The sequence below is a fragment of the Serratia sp. BNK-12 genome, from assembly GCF_047456085.1.
Lineage (GTDB): Bacteria > Pseudomonadota > Gammaproteobacteria > Enterobacterales > Enterobacteriaceae > Serratia > Serratia liquefaciens.
Window position 1 is genome coordinate 157,400 of record NZ_CP179896.1, and the last position, 15,207, is coordinate 172,606.

At 56.1% G+C, this 15,207-nt stretch carries 14 protein-coding genes and 1 pseudogene; 10 read left to right on the forward strand and 5 right to left on the reverse strand.

Translation table 11 applies throughout. The features are described 5' to 3' along the window. Positions 1–21 precede the first annotated feature (21 nt). The 3 genes from hslR to ACMGG1_RS00650 form a co-directional block, all read right to left on the reverse strand. On the reverse strand, positions 22–429 hold the full coding sequence (gene hslR, locus ACMGG1_RS00640) for a ribosome-associated heat shock protein Hsp15 (RefSeq protein ID WP_020837348.1): 408 nt from the start codon (positions 427–429) through the stop codon (positions 22–24). Continuing rightward, complete coding sequence (gene yrfG / locus ACMGG1_RS00645; protein ID WP_414161098.1) at positions 426–1,106, reverse strand: GMP/IMP nucleotidase; 681 nt, start codon at positions 1,104–1,106, stop codon at positions 426–428. Before yrfG ends, hslR begins: the two co-directional genes overlap by 4 nt. Before the next feature lie 96 nt (positions 1,107–1,202). Beyond that, the gene (locus ACMGG1_RS00650; RefSeq protein WP_414161099.1) at positions 1,203–3,335 is read right to left on the reverse strand and encodes an intracellular growth attenuator family protein; all 2,133 of its coding nucleotides are present in this window, start codon (positions 3,333–3,335) and stop codon (positions 1,203–1,205) included. 467 nt (positions 3,336–3,802) lie between these two features. On the opposite strand from ACMGG1_RS00650, the gene nudE reads away from it, so the two are divergent. Continuing rightward, positions 3,803–4,357, forward strand: coding sequence for an ADP compounds hydrolase NudE (gene nudE, locus ACMGG1_RS00655; protein ID WP_006319109.1), 555 nt, complete (start codon positions 3,803–3,805; stop codon positions 4,355–4,357). A gap of 16 nt (positions 4,358–4,373) precedes the next feature. Here the strand turns inward: nudE and ACMGG1_RS00660 are convergent. Further along, positions 4,374–5,619 (reverse strand): annotated as a pseudogene (locus tag ACMGG1_RS00660) (IS3 family transposase). A gap of 93 nt (positions 5,620–5,712) precedes the next feature. Beyond that, positions 5,713–8,271 carry a peptidoglycan glycosyltransferase/peptidoglycan DD-transpeptidase MrcA gene (mrcA, locus tag ACMGG1_RS00665; protein ID WP_041415065.1) on the reverse strand — a complete coding sequence of 853 codons (2,559 nt, stop codon included), beginning with the start codon at positions 8,269–8,271 and terminating at the stop codon, positions 5,713–5,715. A gap of 122 nt (positions 8,272–8,393) precedes the next feature. Between mrcA and pilM the strand changes: the two genes are divergently transcribed. The 9 genes from pilM to ACMGG1_RS00710 all read left to right on the forward strand — a co-directional run bounded on the left by pilM (position 8,394) and on the right by ACMGG1_RS00710 (position 15,118). Then, on the forward strand, positions 8,394–9,236 hold the full coding sequence (gene pilM, locus ACMGG1_RS00670) for a type IV pilus biogenesis protein PilM (protein WP_259219708.1): 843 nt from the start codon (positions 8,394–8,396) through the stop codon (positions 9,234–9,236). Positions 9,237–9,239: 3 nt separating this feature from the next. After that, positions 9,240–9,776, forward strand: coding sequence for a PilN domain-containing protein (locus ACMGG1_RS00675; RefSeq protein ID WP_259219710.1), 537 nt, complete (start codon positions 9,240–9,242; stop codon positions 9,774–9,776). Beyond that, positions 9,769–10,287 carry a hypothetical protein gene (locus tag ACMGG1_RS00680; RefSeq protein ID WP_414161100.1) on the forward strand — a complete coding sequence of 173 codons (519 nt, stop codon included), beginning with the start codon at positions 9,769–9,771 and terminating at the stop codon, positions 10,285–10,287. Before ACMGG1_RS00675 ends, ACMGG1_RS00680 begins: the two co-directional genes overlap by 8 nt. Continuing rightward, complete coding sequence (locus tag ACMGG1_RS00685; protein ID WP_217331892.1) at positions 10,280–10,636, forward strand: HofP DNA utilization family protein; 357 nt, start codon at positions 10,280–10,282, stop codon at positions 10,634–10,636. Before ACMGG1_RS00680 ends, ACMGG1_RS00685 begins: the two co-directional genes overlap by 8 nt. Next, on the forward strand, positions 10,633–11,874 hold the full coding sequence (gene hofQ, locus ACMGG1_RS00690) for a DNA uptake porin HofQ (protein ID WP_217331893.1): 1,242 nt from the start codon (positions 10,633–10,635) through the stop codon (positions 11,872–11,874). Before ACMGG1_RS00685 ends, hofQ begins: the two co-directional genes overlap by 4 nt. Positions 11,875–11,880: 6 nt before the next feature. After that, the gene (locus tag ACMGG1_RS00695; protein WP_020837331.1) at positions 11,881–12,111 is read left to right on the forward strand and encodes a hypothetical protein; all 231 of its coding nucleotides are present in this window, start codon (positions 11,881–11,883) and stop codon (positions 12,109–12,111) included. Between the two features lie 113 nt (positions 12,112–12,224). After that, positions 12,225–12,746, forward strand: coding sequence for a shikimate kinase AroK (gene aroK, locus ACMGG1_RS00700; protein ID WP_004391482.1), 522 nt, complete (start codon positions 12,225–12,227; stop codon positions 12,744–12,746). Between the two features lie 93 nt (positions 12,747–12,839). Continuing rightward, positions 12,840–13,937, forward strand: coding sequence for a 3-dehydroquinate synthase (gene aroB, locus ACMGG1_RS00705; protein ID WP_020837329.1), 1,098 nt, complete (start codon positions 12,840–12,842; stop codon positions 13,935–13,937). A gap of 158 nt (positions 13,938–14,095) precedes the next feature. Continuing rightward, positions 14,096–15,118, forward strand: coding sequence for an SPOR domain-containing protein (locus tag ACMGG1_RS00710; protein WP_128865272.1), 1,023 nt, complete (start codon positions 14,096–14,098; stop codon positions 15,116–15,118). Positions 15,119–15,207 lie beyond the last annotated feature (89 nt).

The following is a 15,207-nucleotide window of genomic DNA, read 5'->3' on the forward strand; positions in this document are numbered from 1 at the left end:
TTCTCTCATTGCGGCGAGGGGTTATTCCTGCTCACCAAATTTAAATTTAATCAGGTCGCGCCGCTCTTTCTTGTCCGGACGGCGGTCCGGATGCGGCATGGTCAGCGCATTCATCTTGCGTGCGAGCGCCACTTTCTCTCGATTGGCGATGCTGGCTTCGGTTTCCTGATACATTTGCTGCGCCTCGTCGGCGCCGCGCCGTTGGCTGGCCAGAGCCAGAACGATCACCGTGCGCTCATCGTTACCCTGACGCAGCTTGATCTCGGCATTGAGCTCGACATTCTTGCTCGGCTTACCGCGCTGTCCGTTATAGTGCACCTTGCCGCCGTCGATCATGTCCCGCGCCAACGCGCGGGTTTTGTAGAAACGAGCCGCCCAAAGCCATTTATCCAGCCGGACCGCGTCGTCTCGTGTTTCCTTATCTTTCATTGCTCCCCCCTGGCTAACGCCGGTATCAACAGGCGGTAGTCGCGCATTGCCGGGTAGTGTCGAAAGGTTTTCTCCGCCATGCTGGAGTCCGGATTCTGCACGCCCAGGCAATAGCGAATACCGAAGGTGCGGGCAGCATCCAGAATAGGTTCACCGTCGTCGACGAACAGGGTGCGTTGCGGATCAAATCCGGTGTGTTGCTGCACGGCCTGCCACAAACGCTGATCTTCTTTCGGATAACCAAATGTGTGGGTAGAAAGTAATAAATCAAGGTGGCGATCCAAACCGGTATGCTCAATTTTTACCGCCAGGCTGTGCGGATGGGCGTTGGTCAACAGGATAGTCCGGTGACCTGCGGCTCGCAATGCCTGCAAAAAGGGCTCGGTATCCTCACGCAGGCGGGCTCGGCTGCCAACCTCCGTGGTCATGCGGTAAATATCAAGATCCAGCCGTTCGCTCCAGTAGTCGAAGCAGTACCAGTTCATGGTGTGCTGCACCGCCAAATATTCCTGGTGAATGATTTTACGCGCTTCGTCGAAGGGAATAGCACGCTGCTCGCTCAGGGCTTGTGGCACCAGGCTGAGCCAAAAGTGGCTGTCGAACTCCAGATCGAGCAGGGTGCCGTCCATATCCAGCAGCACGGTATCAATTTCACGCCAGTCAAACTCGGGAACCATGAAAACTCCATAGGCGAACCGTCGGGGGTCCGCAGGATAAGGGGAATAGCGTTAGCGTAGCATAAGCGGATGACAGGAAGCAGGCCTGCGAACGACTCAGGGCATTGGCCGCAATGACATCGGGGACAGTTGCGGGTTAAAGCAGCTTTCGTAATAGCGCTGGATATCGGCGGTTCGGTGCTGGTTGATGTGGCGGCGCTGCACCAGTCGCCAGGTGTTGTAACCCAGAACGATGGCAACCGTCAGCAGCAGCAGGCTGGTACCGAGATAGCGCCACAGGGTGATGATATCTGGCTCGCTGTGCAGCGCAATATGGCGTGTACCGTTGGCGTCGACGCTGATACTGGTGATCACGCCCTGAGCTTCAAACGGCGTATGCAGCAGCATGCTGGCCAGACGTTGCAGTTCATTCCATTGATCGAGCGCGTTGTACTCGTTTAAGGGGACCGCAGGCTGTGGGTGATTGACCAGCTGTTTGCCTTCATCGCTGCTGATCAGGAACCCGCCAGGTGGAGGGCTGTTGAGCGCGGCGGCGGCCTGCCGGGTTTCGCTGTAGACAAACGACGATGCGGCAACCTTGGTCAGGCTTTCCAGCGATTCGGCACTCACCGGGCGCAGCAACACGTTGACCCCCTGCAAAGCGCCCGACTTGGCGCGTTTCACCAGGGTAGCCCAGTTTTTGACGTTACCTAGGTTCACCAGGGCGTTTTTCAGCCGAACGCAGTCGTTGTCCGCCTGGCACAGATCCTGCGTTTTCAGCACGATATCGGAAAAATCGTCCAATAGGATCATGCCGGATTTTTCAATCGCGCTGGCCAGCTGCGGGTTGAGTTTCTGATCGGTACCGTCGGGATGCAACTGAGTATTGACCGTCGCCAGCAACGCTGAAGCTTTGTCGATGACGTCTGATTCCGGCTGCGGCAGGGGGGCTGCGTTGTTCCAGTAAATGCCTGAGCAGTCGAAAGGCATAAAGTTGGAGGTGTGCGAACCGCTGACCGGTGGCGGCACATAACACATACCGTTACCTTGAGCTTTCAGGGTATCGCCGATGCGCAAGGTGGCGCCTTCGAGAGCCTGAACGTTGGTCACTTCGATTTTTTGCGCGCCCTGCAGCCAGGCCATGCTCAGCTTAAGCGGCAGGCTTAGCGGAATATAGGTCAGCAGCAGCACCAGCACCAAAAACGAACTGGCCATCAGCACCGCGTTTCTGCCCCACTGCTGCAACGGGAAGTTTTTCACCTCATCATGCAGAGAAAGGAAGCGTCCCTGGCGCAACACCTGGCGGTTAAGGTAGATATCCACGTCGGTGGTCTTGCCCAGATCCTGGGTGATATAAGGCTGCCAGTGCGGCGGATAAATCAGATCGATGATGCCGAGAGAGATATTACTGATTTGCCCCTGATTGGATTCGCCAAACAGTCCCCAGCGCTTGGGGGTGCCTCGCAGGCAGTGCACTTCTTTCAGTTCTCGCGTTGCCGGCCGACGGAACAGGTTCCAGCAGCCCCAGGCGATCATCAGCACGGCGACCAGGATCATCCAGGGAATAACCACCACCGGGCTTATCAGGCTGAAGAACAGCAGCAGCAGGGCGGCCGAGATAACGGCAGCTTCCTTGATGCCGTTCGGGCGAGTCAGCGCGTGTTCTTCCGGCGTTTCCTTGCGGATATTCACCAGCTCGACATGCTCACTCTCTTCCTTGCGAATGGAGGCATTTTGAATTGGGGGCGCTTTCACCACCGGCGGTTGCGGTCGATCGTGAATATGGTCTTTCAGCGAATGCCCGTTAAGGGAGATAACCAGCGGTAACGTCTGGGTTCTGATCACTTCCACATGGTTATCGGCGCTGATGTACTGTTCCCAGAACGGCGGCAGATGCACCTCTTCGGCGTCCAGATAATAGCGCCACTTGTTGGGTTCATCGCTGGCCAGCCCGTAGCGGGTAATAGCGTGGGTAATGGGGTAGACGTTGTCGCTTTGCGGGGTCAGCGCCAGCTTGGCGGAAGGCAATGAGCTGTTACCGGGCAACAGTTTGTTGCTCAGCTTATTTTGCTGGCCGAGATAATGCTCGACGGCGGCGCGCTCTTCGCCGGTCAGTTTACGGTGCGTGGGTTTGATAAAGGGCAACGCGCGCGTGAGCAGCGGCTGATTGCGGGCTTTAAACCAGAGATACAGGCCGGCGGCAATCAGGCAGGCAAGCACTAAGGCCAATATCAACACTATTGTGCTCATGCTATCCCCATCTTGGACCCGTGAACCTCACCAACCTGATGAATCGTGGCGCATTATACGCAGTCAAATCACCAAGAGACACCCTGAACAGTGACGGGAGGAAAGATTCTCCGCCGGGATCTCATTTATTGATAATAACTGCCCGTTTTATCGCCATGTCTTACCTGTGTGATGATAGCAATCGGGCTCTTCTATCGGTATCGGCATTATCTTATTTTAATGCACTCTTTTTTACCCGAGAAAGACAGAAAATCGGCCTGAGCTGGCTACGGTTGTTAAAAAAAAGTAAATTACTGCTTGTGCTCGTTGCGGCAAAGGTTCTCATTAACGCACAATGTGATCAAGATCGGATTTGGTCAGCGTTTGAACGCAAGTGAACTGCGCGTCACGCCAATCATTATTCTGGTTATCTGCGTCATCACGCATGCTGTTGTGGCCTGCCGCCGGATAACTCATTTGAGGCAATCATGGATAAACACCTGCAAAAACCTAAAATTCTGAAAGTTGAAACGGTCGCACGTTCGCGTTTATTTAACGTTGAGTCCGTCGATTTGGAGTTCAGTAACGGTGTACGGCGGGTGTATGAGCGGATGCGGCCCTCGGACCGTGAGGCCGTGATGATTGTGCCGGTGATTGGCGATGACTTGCTGCTGATCCGTGAATATGCGGTGGGTACCGAATCTTATGAGCTGGGGTTCCCCAAGGGGTTGATCGATCCCGGTGAGGGTGTGTTGGAGGCGGCCAACCGTGAGCTGATGGAAGAGGTGGGGTTTGGCGCCAAACGTTTTGATTTCCTCAGCAAACTGACGATGGCCCCCTCGTACTTTTCCAGCAAAATGAATATCGTGCTGGCGCACGATCTCTACCCGCAGAGTCTGGAAGGGGATGAGCCGGAGCCCTTGCCGCAGGTTCGCTGGCCGATTGCCGATATGATGGCGTTGCTGGCCGAACCGGATTTCCGTGAGGCGCGCAATGTCAGTGCGCTGTTCCTGACCGAGGCATTTTTACGCGGTTCACGTTAATCTTTGATTGCTATGACTAGTCCTGATATAGGTTGACACTTTTCAGCCGGATAACGCCCGATGAACCTCATCGGGCGTTTTATATTTTAGCGACAGGTGCGGCCGCCGTGTGTTGTAGATGTTCACCGATTCCCTGACCATCTTTCTTGCCTGCGCGATGTCTTCTGGCCTGCCGAGCAGGTATTCCGTTTTAAGTATCCCGTTTACCCGTTCCGCCAGCGCATTCTGATAACAGTCATACCCGTCCGTCATCGAGCAAGTGACACCATACTTCTGATGTAACGCCTGATATTCTTGCGAGCAGTACTGGATACCCCTGTCCGAGTGATGCACCAACGGCAGCGCCGAGCGTCTGCTGGCCAGCGCCATTTTGAACGCGCAGGCGACATGTCGTGTATGCAGACTGTCATGCACGTGATACCCCACGATTTTTCTCGACCAGGCATCCGTTATCAGGCTGACATACGCCGTTCCCGTTCTCAGCGGCAGGTAGGTGATATCTGCCACCCATACTTGTTCCGGACGGCTGGCTATTACCTGATTATCCCCCGCCTTCAGCAAGTTGGGATGGCGATAAAAACGATGATGACTCTGCGTCGTCTTGTGATACGCCCGTTTGGGCATCACCAGTAACCGTGCACAACGCAGGATACTGAACAGCCGGTCTCGCCCCACATGCAACGCTGGTTCGGGGCGTCGTCGCAACAGGTGATGCAGCTTACGCGCCCCTAACCGGGGCTGGTGCAAGCGGATAGCCATCACCTGTTCGATGAGATGCCGGGCCTGCTCCTCTCTGCCTGCTTCGCGTTGCAGGGACTGATACCACGCCTGTCGGCTGATACCCATCCATCGGCAAGCGCGCGTTACTGTGAGTCGCGGCGTTTGTGTTTGCGCGATAAGGCGGCTAACTGCTTTTTTGTCAGCGTGGCACCGAACTCGGTATTCATCACTTTGACGACGGCTTCGAAGAACTGGGCTTTAACCTCGGATTCAGCCAATTGCTGTTCGAGTTCCTTAATGCGCTGTTCGGGCGTCAGAGGGAGTTTAGGCATGTTGTCTCCGCACGTTCTGGTGGCAGGGGAGGTCCGCCAGTCAAACTGACCGTATTTACGCAGCCAGTTCATAACCGTGTGGCTGCCCTGAATACCGTAGCGGTCTTGCGCCTGACGGTAAGTCATCTCGCCTTTTTCGACCTGTTCGACGACGGCTAATTTAAAGGATAGAGAATAATCGCGTTGTGTGCGTTTAACATACTGGTTCATCACATTTTCCTCTGTGCGTGAGTAAAATGTGTCAACGCTATTCAGGACGGGTCACTAGATAAAAAAGGGCCAGATTTCTCTGGCCTTTTTTTGTTAGAACAGCTCGTGGCTCTCGCCGCCAGGATCCGTCAACGTCGTGCCGGTATCTCGCGATGGGTAGTCCGTTGGCTGAGTCCCTTCGATGAAGTACTCGGAGCGACTGCCGCCGCCGCCGCCAGAAAGCTTGCCGCTGCTCTTGTCGATGGTGACGCTGATGATGCCGGGTGGTGGAGTGACCTTCTGCTCCGGAATGCCTTCCAGCGCGGTTTTCATAAAGTCGTCCCATGCCGGCTGTGCACTCTTCGCACCGCCTTCGCCGCCGGAAACCTGATCCGGTATCGCGCCTGAAGCCGTAGCACGGCCAAGGTCACGGCGATGGTCATCAAAGCCAATCCATACCGAGGTCACGGTATCCGGGCCATAGCCGGAGAACCAGGCATCTTTCGAGCTGTTGGTGGTACCGGTTTTGCCGCCGATATCACGACGCTTCAGGTCACGGCCCGCACGCCATGCGGTGCCCATCCAGCCCGGTTCGCCGAAAATGTTACTGTTCAGCGCGTCATGCATCAGGAACGCCAGCGGGGTGCTGATCACGTGTGGCGCATACTGCTGATCGCCATCCTGGAGCACCTGAGCCGGAGTCACCTGCTCCAGTTGCGGCATAGGCACGCTGCCATTCTTGCCTTCCTGCGACGTAGCGACATTTTCAATATTGTCTTCAGAAAGTACGGCGGAACGGTGGGTATCACCGTAGATCACCGGCAGGTTACAGCTGCTGCAGACAATCTTCGGCTTGGTTTCGAACACCGTGTTGCCGCTATCGTCTTCAATCTTGGTGATAAAGTACGGATCCACCAGGTAACCGCCGTTGGCCAGAACCGCATAGCCGCGCACCAGTTGCATAGGGGTGAACGACGCGGAGCCTAACGCCAGTGATTCGGTGTGCACGATGTTCTGCGCCGGGAAGCCGAAACGCTGCAGGTATTCTGCCGCATAGTCGACGCCCATCGCACGCATCGCACGTACCATTACCACGTTTTTAGACTGCCCCAGCCCCTGACGCAGGCGAATCGGCCCATCGTAGGTTGGCGGTGAGTTCTTCGGTCGCCAGTCAGTACCGGCGCCCGGATCCCAACGGGTGATCGGCAGGTCATTCAGGATGGTTGCCAGGGTCAGGCCCTTGTCCATCGCGGCGGTGTACAGGAAAGGTTTGATATTGGAACCGACCTGACGCAGCGCCTGGGTAACGCGGTTGAACTTGCTCTGGTTGAAGTCGAACCCGCCGACCAGCGCCTTCACGGCCCCGTCATTCGGATTGATCGACACCAGGGCCGAGTTGACGTCCGGCACCTGTGACAGCCACCAATTTTCGCCCACCTTACGTACCCAGACTTGCTGACCGGCCTGCACTACGTCGGTGACGCGTTTCGGCGTTGGGCCCTGCTGAGTATCTGATTTGTAAGGACGCGCCCAACGCATGGTCGCCATCGGTAGCGCAATGTGGCTGCCGTCAGCCATCATCGCCGTCGCTTCTTCGGCGTTGGCCGAGACAATCACCGCCGGAGACAGCGGGCCGTAGTTCGGTAGATTCTTCAACGAATCGACGATCTGTTTTTGATCCCACGCCGCTTCACCGACTTTCCACAGCACGTTGGACGGGCCGCGGTAACCGTGGCGCATATCGTAGGCCAGCACGTTGTTGCGTACCGACTCCTGCGCCGCCAGCTGCAGCTTTTTGGTGATGGTGGTGTAGACCTTGTAACCGTCGGTATAGGCGTTGTCGCCATAACGCTTGATCATCTCCTGGCGCACCATCTCGGAGAGATACGGGGCGGAGAAGCTGATTTCCGGTGCATGGTAGTTGGCCACCAGTTCTTCGCTACGGGCCTGATCGTACTGCGCCTGAGTGATGTAATGCTCATCCATCATGCGCGACAGCACCACGTTGCGGCGCGCAACGGCGCGATCGTGGGAGTAAAGCGGGTTGAAGGTAGACGGTGCTTTCGGCAAGCCGGCGATGGTCGCCATTTCGCTTAAGGTGAGCTGGCTAACGTCTTTACCGAAATAAACCTGAGCCGCGGCACCCACGCCATAGGCGCGATACCCCAGATAGATTTTGTTCAGGTACAGCTCGAGAATTTCGTCTTTGCTCAGCATCTGTTCGATGCGAATCGCCAGGAAAGCTTCCTTGATTTTTCGCATCAGGGTGCGTTCCGGGCTTAAGAAGAAGTTCCTCGCCAACTGCTGGGTAATGGTACTCGCCCCCTGGGACGCATGTCCGGAAACCAGCGCAATAGAGGCGGCACGGAAGATACCGACCGGGTCGACGCCATGATGCTCATAGAAGCGGCTGTCTTCGGTGGCGATAAACGCATGCACCATAACCGGTGGAATTTGGTTCAGCTTCAGCGGAATACGGCGTTTCTCACCATATTGGGCGATCAGTTCGCCGTCGGCGCTGTAAACCTGCATCGGTATTTGCAGCCGCACATCTTTCAGCGTCGCAACGTCAGGCAACTGCGGCTCGACATATTTGTACAAGCCAAAGATCGAGGCTGCCCCCAACACGATGCAACACACTGCAAGGATTAGTAAATACTTTACGAACTTCACCTGAGATTTCCCATTTTCATGTCATTTGGGCAGTTTATAAACAACCGCGCGGTAGTATAAAGGCAAGCCTGCAACATGGATATGTTCTTTTATCATCTGACGATATGGAGGTCGGGCGAAATATGTTCACTCAAGCATGGCAGGTGGGGCTGGATATACAAAGTCACTGCATTCGCGCCCTGGCGGTACAGCGCCGCCGCAACGGTTGGCAACTGCGTCACTGGTGGCAACAAAGGCTACCGCAACCGGTGTTGCGAGAAGGCTGCCTCGAACACCCCGAGCTGCTGATTCAGGCGCTGCGACAATGGCGAATTCAGTTACCAAGACATATTTCCTTACGCATTGCTTTGCCCGCGCAGCGGGTTTTACAGCAGCAGATGCCGCTGCCGGACGCCAGGCTGAAAGAGCCGGCTCGCGGTGAATACATCACCAACCAGGGATTAAAACAGTTCCCGCTGGACAGCCAGTCGCTGGCTCTGGATTACCGTCCATCACCGGCAGACGCTGCCACTTTGCTGCTTACCGCTGCGCGACAGCAGGAGCTGGAACAGTGGCTGCATTGCTTGCACCAAGCCAATTTGCAGCCGCAGGCGGTGGATATTACCCCTTGCGCGCTTCGCACGATGGCGACAGCGGCAGGCGTGTCGACCGAAACCGGTTTGCTGCATCGCCTCGAGCTGGAGTGGTTATGGGTTGCATCACCTTCTAGGTCCTTTGCCTATGGGGTTGTCCCAATGGTGGAGGCCACAGAGGCGGGTCAGGCGCTGGCGGCAATGCATGCCGCCTGCCAGCCACTTGCTACGCAGCAAATTTACTATAGCAGCGTGCTGGATGAGCTGCCTCCGCCAGGATGTTTGTCCTGGTCTCCATTTAGCGCTTTTAGTCAACTGCGTCCACCACAGCCCCTTATACCGGCGGCATTTGTATTAGCCGGGGGTTTGGCGCTGCGCACAGAGGACAACTAGCTGATGTATCAGGTTAATCTTTTGCCCTGGCGCACTCGAGCTCAGCGTCGGCGCGCCACTTTCTGGTTGCGCCTGTTGGTGTTGCAACTGGCGCTGGCTGCGGCGGTGCTGACGGGGGTTTTGGGGGTGTTAAACCGTCAGCAGGATCAAGAGTATCTGGCACTTTTGACGCTGGTCGGGCAGCAGACGGAATTGACGGAACGTTTTCAGCAACGGCAACGGGCAATGGCTCGCCTGGCACGCTTAACCGCGCAGGTGGAGCAACAGGGCAGAAATGGGGTGCACAACCGACGTTACCTTCAATTGCTGCAACAGCTGTCGCCCCTGTTGCCCGCAGCGTTGTGGCTTATCGCATTGGATACTAATGCACAAAATATCCGTCTGCGGGGCCTGAGCCGCCGTTATGAGGCGGTGACTCAGTTTGAACAACGGCTAGTTGCGTTGCCGTTGTTGCAGCACGGCCGCCTGACTGAGGTGGTGCAGCGTCAGGATGGTTTGTTTTCATTTACCCTGACGGCACAGTGGGGGCGGGATGAATAAGCCTCTACCGCGCTGGCTAACGAGATGCTTGAACCTGCCGGGGTGGAAGCTGTTGCTGATGCAGTGGCTGGCGTTGAGCGGCCCGATCCTGCTGTTCGGCCTTCTGCTGCTACAGGACAAATGGCAGCAACTGGGGCAGACCCAGGTGGAGCGGCAACGCCTAACGCAACAAATGTCTCCGCTGTGGGCACAATTGGCCCGGATGCCGACAATGGAGGCTCTCAATCAACAACTGCAACAGATTAAGCCCTCACCGGTGGCTAATGAAGCGGTGCTGGACGTATTGCAGCAAGTGGGGGCCGGGCTGCAACGCTGGCAGCAGCAGGAAAGTGCCTCGCGGCAAGCCCTACGGCTGCATCTTGAGTACGGTAGCTTATTAAGGCTGCTGGAAAAATTGCCCACCAGGCTACGCATCGATCAGATGACTGTTGAAACGCAGACGGAGGGGATGTCGGTGCATTTCACTTTCCAGGATGTGGCTGAGGCTGTGCGGGTTGCCCCCTATGAATAAAAACCTTGGATTCTGGCTGTTGTTGCTACCGATGGCGCTGCTGGCGCAGCCACGGGATCCTTTTCGACCGCTGCCTTCCCCCGACTGTCCTGCTGCGGCAGAGTCGCCGGTGAATTGGCGCTTAAAAGGTACCCTCGGACACGAGAGGCTGCGTTTTGCCTGGATAGTTACGCCGGGCGGAAAGTGGTTGCGAGTCAAACCCAGCCAAATGCTACTGGCTGGGCGTTGGCAGGTTGAGCAGATTCTGGAGCGGCAAGTGACGTTAAGCGCGGTTCAGAGTAATCCGGCCTGTTCGGTTGCCGAGGATAGGGTGGTGTTGGCGTTGGGAAAGCATAAGGAAGAAAAATGAAAGGATGTCGTTGGCTTGCAGCTTTGCTGTGGGGGAGTGCGTTCGCAAGCATAGCACAGGAGCCTGACCCCATTTCTCTGGAGTTTCAGGATGCGCCTGTGGCTGTGGTATTGCAGGCGCTGGCGGATCATCAGCAGCTTAATGTTGTCACCGCCGCAGGCGTGGGGGGAAACCTGACGCTGCGGTTGGATAAGGTACCCTGGCGGCAGGCGCTGGCCGTGATTTTACGCGTGGGGAAACTGACTATGACGCTGGAGGGCAACGTGATGATGGTGTTTCCCGAACCAAGCGAACAGGAAAAGCAACGACAACAGCTGGCTTTAGCGCAAAAACAGCCATTACACAGCGTGACCCTGCCGCTGAATCATGCCGATGCGACGGAGATTGCTGAAAATCTGAATGCTCAGGACGGTACCTTGTTGAGTGAGCGGGGCAGCCTGGTGGCGGACAAACGCACCAATGCCGTGCTGCTCCGCGATACCGCACCGATAGTGGCGTTATTGACGCAGCGGATCGCGGAGATGGATGTGCCATTGGCGCAGGTGCAGTTAGCGGCGCATATCGTCACTATTAACAGCGAAAGCTTGCGGGAGCTTGGTGTGCGTTGGGGGCTGGCGCCGGACGAGCGGCCAGCAAAGTCATGGCAATTGGATGGCTTCAACGTGGCGTTGCCGTTGGAGCGTAGCGCCGTCAGCGCCGGTTTTCATCTGGCACGAATCGGTGGCCGTTTGCTCGATCTGGAACTGATGGCGCTGGAACAGGAGAACCGGGTGGAAATTATCGCCAGCCCACGCCTGCTGACCGCCAATCTGCAGACCGCCAGTATCAAGCAAGGGACGGAAATTCCCTATGAGGTGAACAGCGGTGCCAGCGGGGCGACATCGATAGAATTTAAAGAGGCGGTGCTGGGCATGGAGGTGACGCCAAAAATTTTGCCGAATGGCCGTATTACCCTGACGTTGCAAATCAGTCAGAACATGCCGGGGCGCTCCATCAGCCGCGCGACAGGCGAGACGCTGGCGATAGATAAGCAGGAGATCAAAACCCAGGTGACGGTGAAAGATGGCGAAACCATTGTTTTGGGTGGCGTATTTCAGCGCCATAGCGCCCAGGGGGCAGATAAGGTGCCCGGTATTGGCGATGTGCCACTGCTGGGATCTTTGTTCAAACAGAGCAGCAAGCAGCATAAACGGCGTGAGCTGGTGATATTCATTACTCCGACATTGATTAAGGCCTGAGCGGCAATGTGTCAGGTTCGTGGGAAATCACCTAAAGTTGATGAGCAGATGCACTTTTTTATCGCCTTGGGGGCATCTGCGTTTGACGCTGCGACCGATTTAGCTTACAAGGGTTACCGAATTGAGCACCGAGGTTTTTTTGTTAGCGCCAAGACGCCGTTAAAAACGTATGGTTTCCCTCCTGCGGCGTGGATTGCGATTTATTCGGTTGCCAAACTACCAAGAGTGTTGAGATAATTTTCCGTCTGATCTCGCACTATCGTTCATGAGGTTTCAGTTTAGGTCCCGCCGCTGATTTGATTGGCGGGGCGGGTTAACATTAACGAATTGTCTTAGTAATACCGAAAAACATGGCAGAGAAACGCAATATCTTTCTGGTTGGGCCTATGGGTGCCGGCAAAAGCACTATTGGCCGTCAGTTAGCTCAGCAACTCAATATGGAGTTTTTCGACTCCGATCAAGAAATTGAGCGACGTACCGGAGCTGACGTGGGCTGGGTATTCGACGTGGAAGGTGAAGAAGGTTTCCGCGATCGTGAAGAAAAAGTCATTAATGAACTGACGGAAAAGCAAGGCATCGTGCTGGCTACCGGCGGCGGTTCGGTTAAATCGCGTGAAACGCGTAACCGTCTGTCGGCGCGTGGCGTAGTGGTGTACCTGGAAACCACTATCGAGAAGCAATTGGCCCGAACCCAGCGCGACAAAAAGCGTCCGCTGCTGCAGGTTGATTCTCCTCCGCGTGAAGTGCTTGAAGCGCTGGCGAAAGAGCGCAATCCGTTATACGAAGAAATTGCAGATGTCACCATCCGCACCGACGATCAAAGCGCCAAAGTGGTTGCCAACCAGATTATCAACATGCTGGAAAGCAACTGATTGCGGTTTCCGTGTTCGCCACGGCAAATGCGGAAAGACTGATTGTGTTCCCCGCAGTAGCGGGGATAAACCACACTGAGAACTGAGCGCGACATGGAGAGAATTACCGTAACGCTTGGGGAGCGCAGCTACCCGATTACCATAGCCGCCGGATTGTTCAACGATCCGGCTTCTTTTATGCCGCTGAAGGCGGGTGAGCAGGTTATGCTGGTCACCAACCAAACCCTGGCGCCACTCTATCTGGACCACGTCCGGAAGGTGCTGGAACAGGCTGGCGTCATGGTGGATCAGGTGATTTTACCTGATGGCGAACAGTACAAATCTCTTGCCGTGCTCGAGCAGGTGTTCTCGGCGCTGTTGGAAAAACCGCACGGTCGCGATACCACGCTGATTGCCCTTGGCGGCGGCGTGGTAGGCGATCTAACCGGTTTTGCCGCCGCGTGTTATCAGCGCGGAGTCCGCTTTATTCAGGTCCCTACCACTCTGCTGTCGCAGGTGGACTCTTCCGTTGGCGGTAAAACCGCCGTCAATCATCCGCTCGGTAAAAACATGATCGGTGCCTTCTATCAACCCGCTTCAGTCGTGGTTGATCTGGATTGCCTGAAAACCTTGCCGGCGCGTGAGCTCTCCTCTGGTTTGGCTGAAGTGATCAAGTACGGGATTATTCTCGATCGCGATTTCTTTGTCTGGCTGGAAAACAATATTGATGCTCTGGTGGCGTTGGACATGCAGGCTTTGGCCTATTGCATCCGCCGTTGCTGTGAACTTAAGGCTGAGGTCGTTGCCGCTGACGAACGCGAAAGCGGTCTGCGTGCGCTGCTGAATTTGGGCCATACTTACGGCCATGCTATCGAAGCCGAAATGGGCTATGGTGTATGGTTGCACGGTGAGGCCGTCGCTGCCGGCATGGTGATGGCGGCAGAAACCGCGCACCGTCTCGGTCAGTTCTCCGCCGAAGATATTGAACGTATCAAAGCACTGTTATTACGCGCTGGCTTGCCGGTGTGTGGTCCGCAGGAAATGGCACCGGAATCTTATTTGCCACATATGATGCGCGATAAGAAAGTACTGGCCGGTGAACTGCGTCTGGTACTGCCGACGGCCATTGGCCAGGCGGAAGTCCGCGGCGGAGTTGGGCATGAAATGGTGCTTGCTTCCATCGCAGCTTGCCTTCCTGCAGGGAATGCCTAAGTAAATCGGACGAAGTAACAGTGGCTTAGCCGCCGTTTACATCTATATTAATTATGTGCAAAGCAGGCATGGCGTCGCTTTGACATCATCGGGTTAATCTGCCCGTGCCACGGTAGATCTACAGTGGTGGGCTTTTGCCTCTAGTTGGAGGGTTTCAGATGGATGAGTTTAAACCGGAAGACGATCTCAGACCTGATAGCAGCGATCGTCGTCCTGCACGTTCGCGCAAACCGGCTCCGGGACCGCGTTTTGCCGTTTCGCGTCAGCATTTAATGATTGGTATCGGTATTTTGGTGCTGTTATTGCTGATTGTCGGCATTGGCTCGGCGCTGAAAGCGCCAACCAAGCATGAAGCGGCCCAGGAAGGCGCGCAAAATGGCGCGGCCAAAGACATTAACCTGTCCGGTTCTTCGTCGCTGACGGCCGGTAATTCCGGCGTTCCGGGTGGTACTACCGACACCAATGACAATAACGGTGTGAGCAGCAGTTCGCAGCCGCAAACCGTCAGCGTTCCACCGATCGCCAGCACCCCGACGGAAGCGCAACCGCAGCAGCCGCAGGGCGGCGCGCAGCAACGGGTCGATTTACCAGGCAATATGTCGGACGCGCTGTCGGCCCAGCAGGGGCAGATTGATACCGCGACGCAGGGCATGACGGGGCCGGCTTCGACCCTGCCGACGGCTCCTGCGACTCTGATGAACGGCGCAACGGCGAAAGAAACCGTACGTCCGGTTCAGGGAACGGCGCCACAGCAACACAAAACGCCGGCAAAAACCGTCAGCAAGCCGACGGCTACGACCTCGCAGCACAAAGCGCCAACCACGGTGTATACACCGGCGCCGACCTCTTCCGCCAAAGCGGGAGCGGCAAGTGCCAAGGCGGGAGCCGTAAGCGGCAACGCGGGTTCGCTGCAATCTGCACCGGCAGGCCATTACACTCTGCAACTGAGCAGTGCCTCGCGTTCCGATACGCTCAATGCCTACGCCAAGCAGCAGAAACTGCAGCATTATCTGGTGTACGCAACCCAGCGTGACGGTAAACCTTGGTATGTGCTGGTGAGTGGCAACTATGCCTCTTCGGCAGAAGCGAAGCGCGCAATCGCGACGCTGCCAGCGGATGTTCAGGCGAAAAAACCATGGGTTCGACCTGTACGCCAGGTACAGCAAGAACTGAAAAAGTAACCCGGTAGATTTCAAGCTGCAGTCAGACGGCAAGAGCAGGGGTTTCAGACATTAAGGGGCGCAGCATGCTGCGCCCATGTTAATCGGGG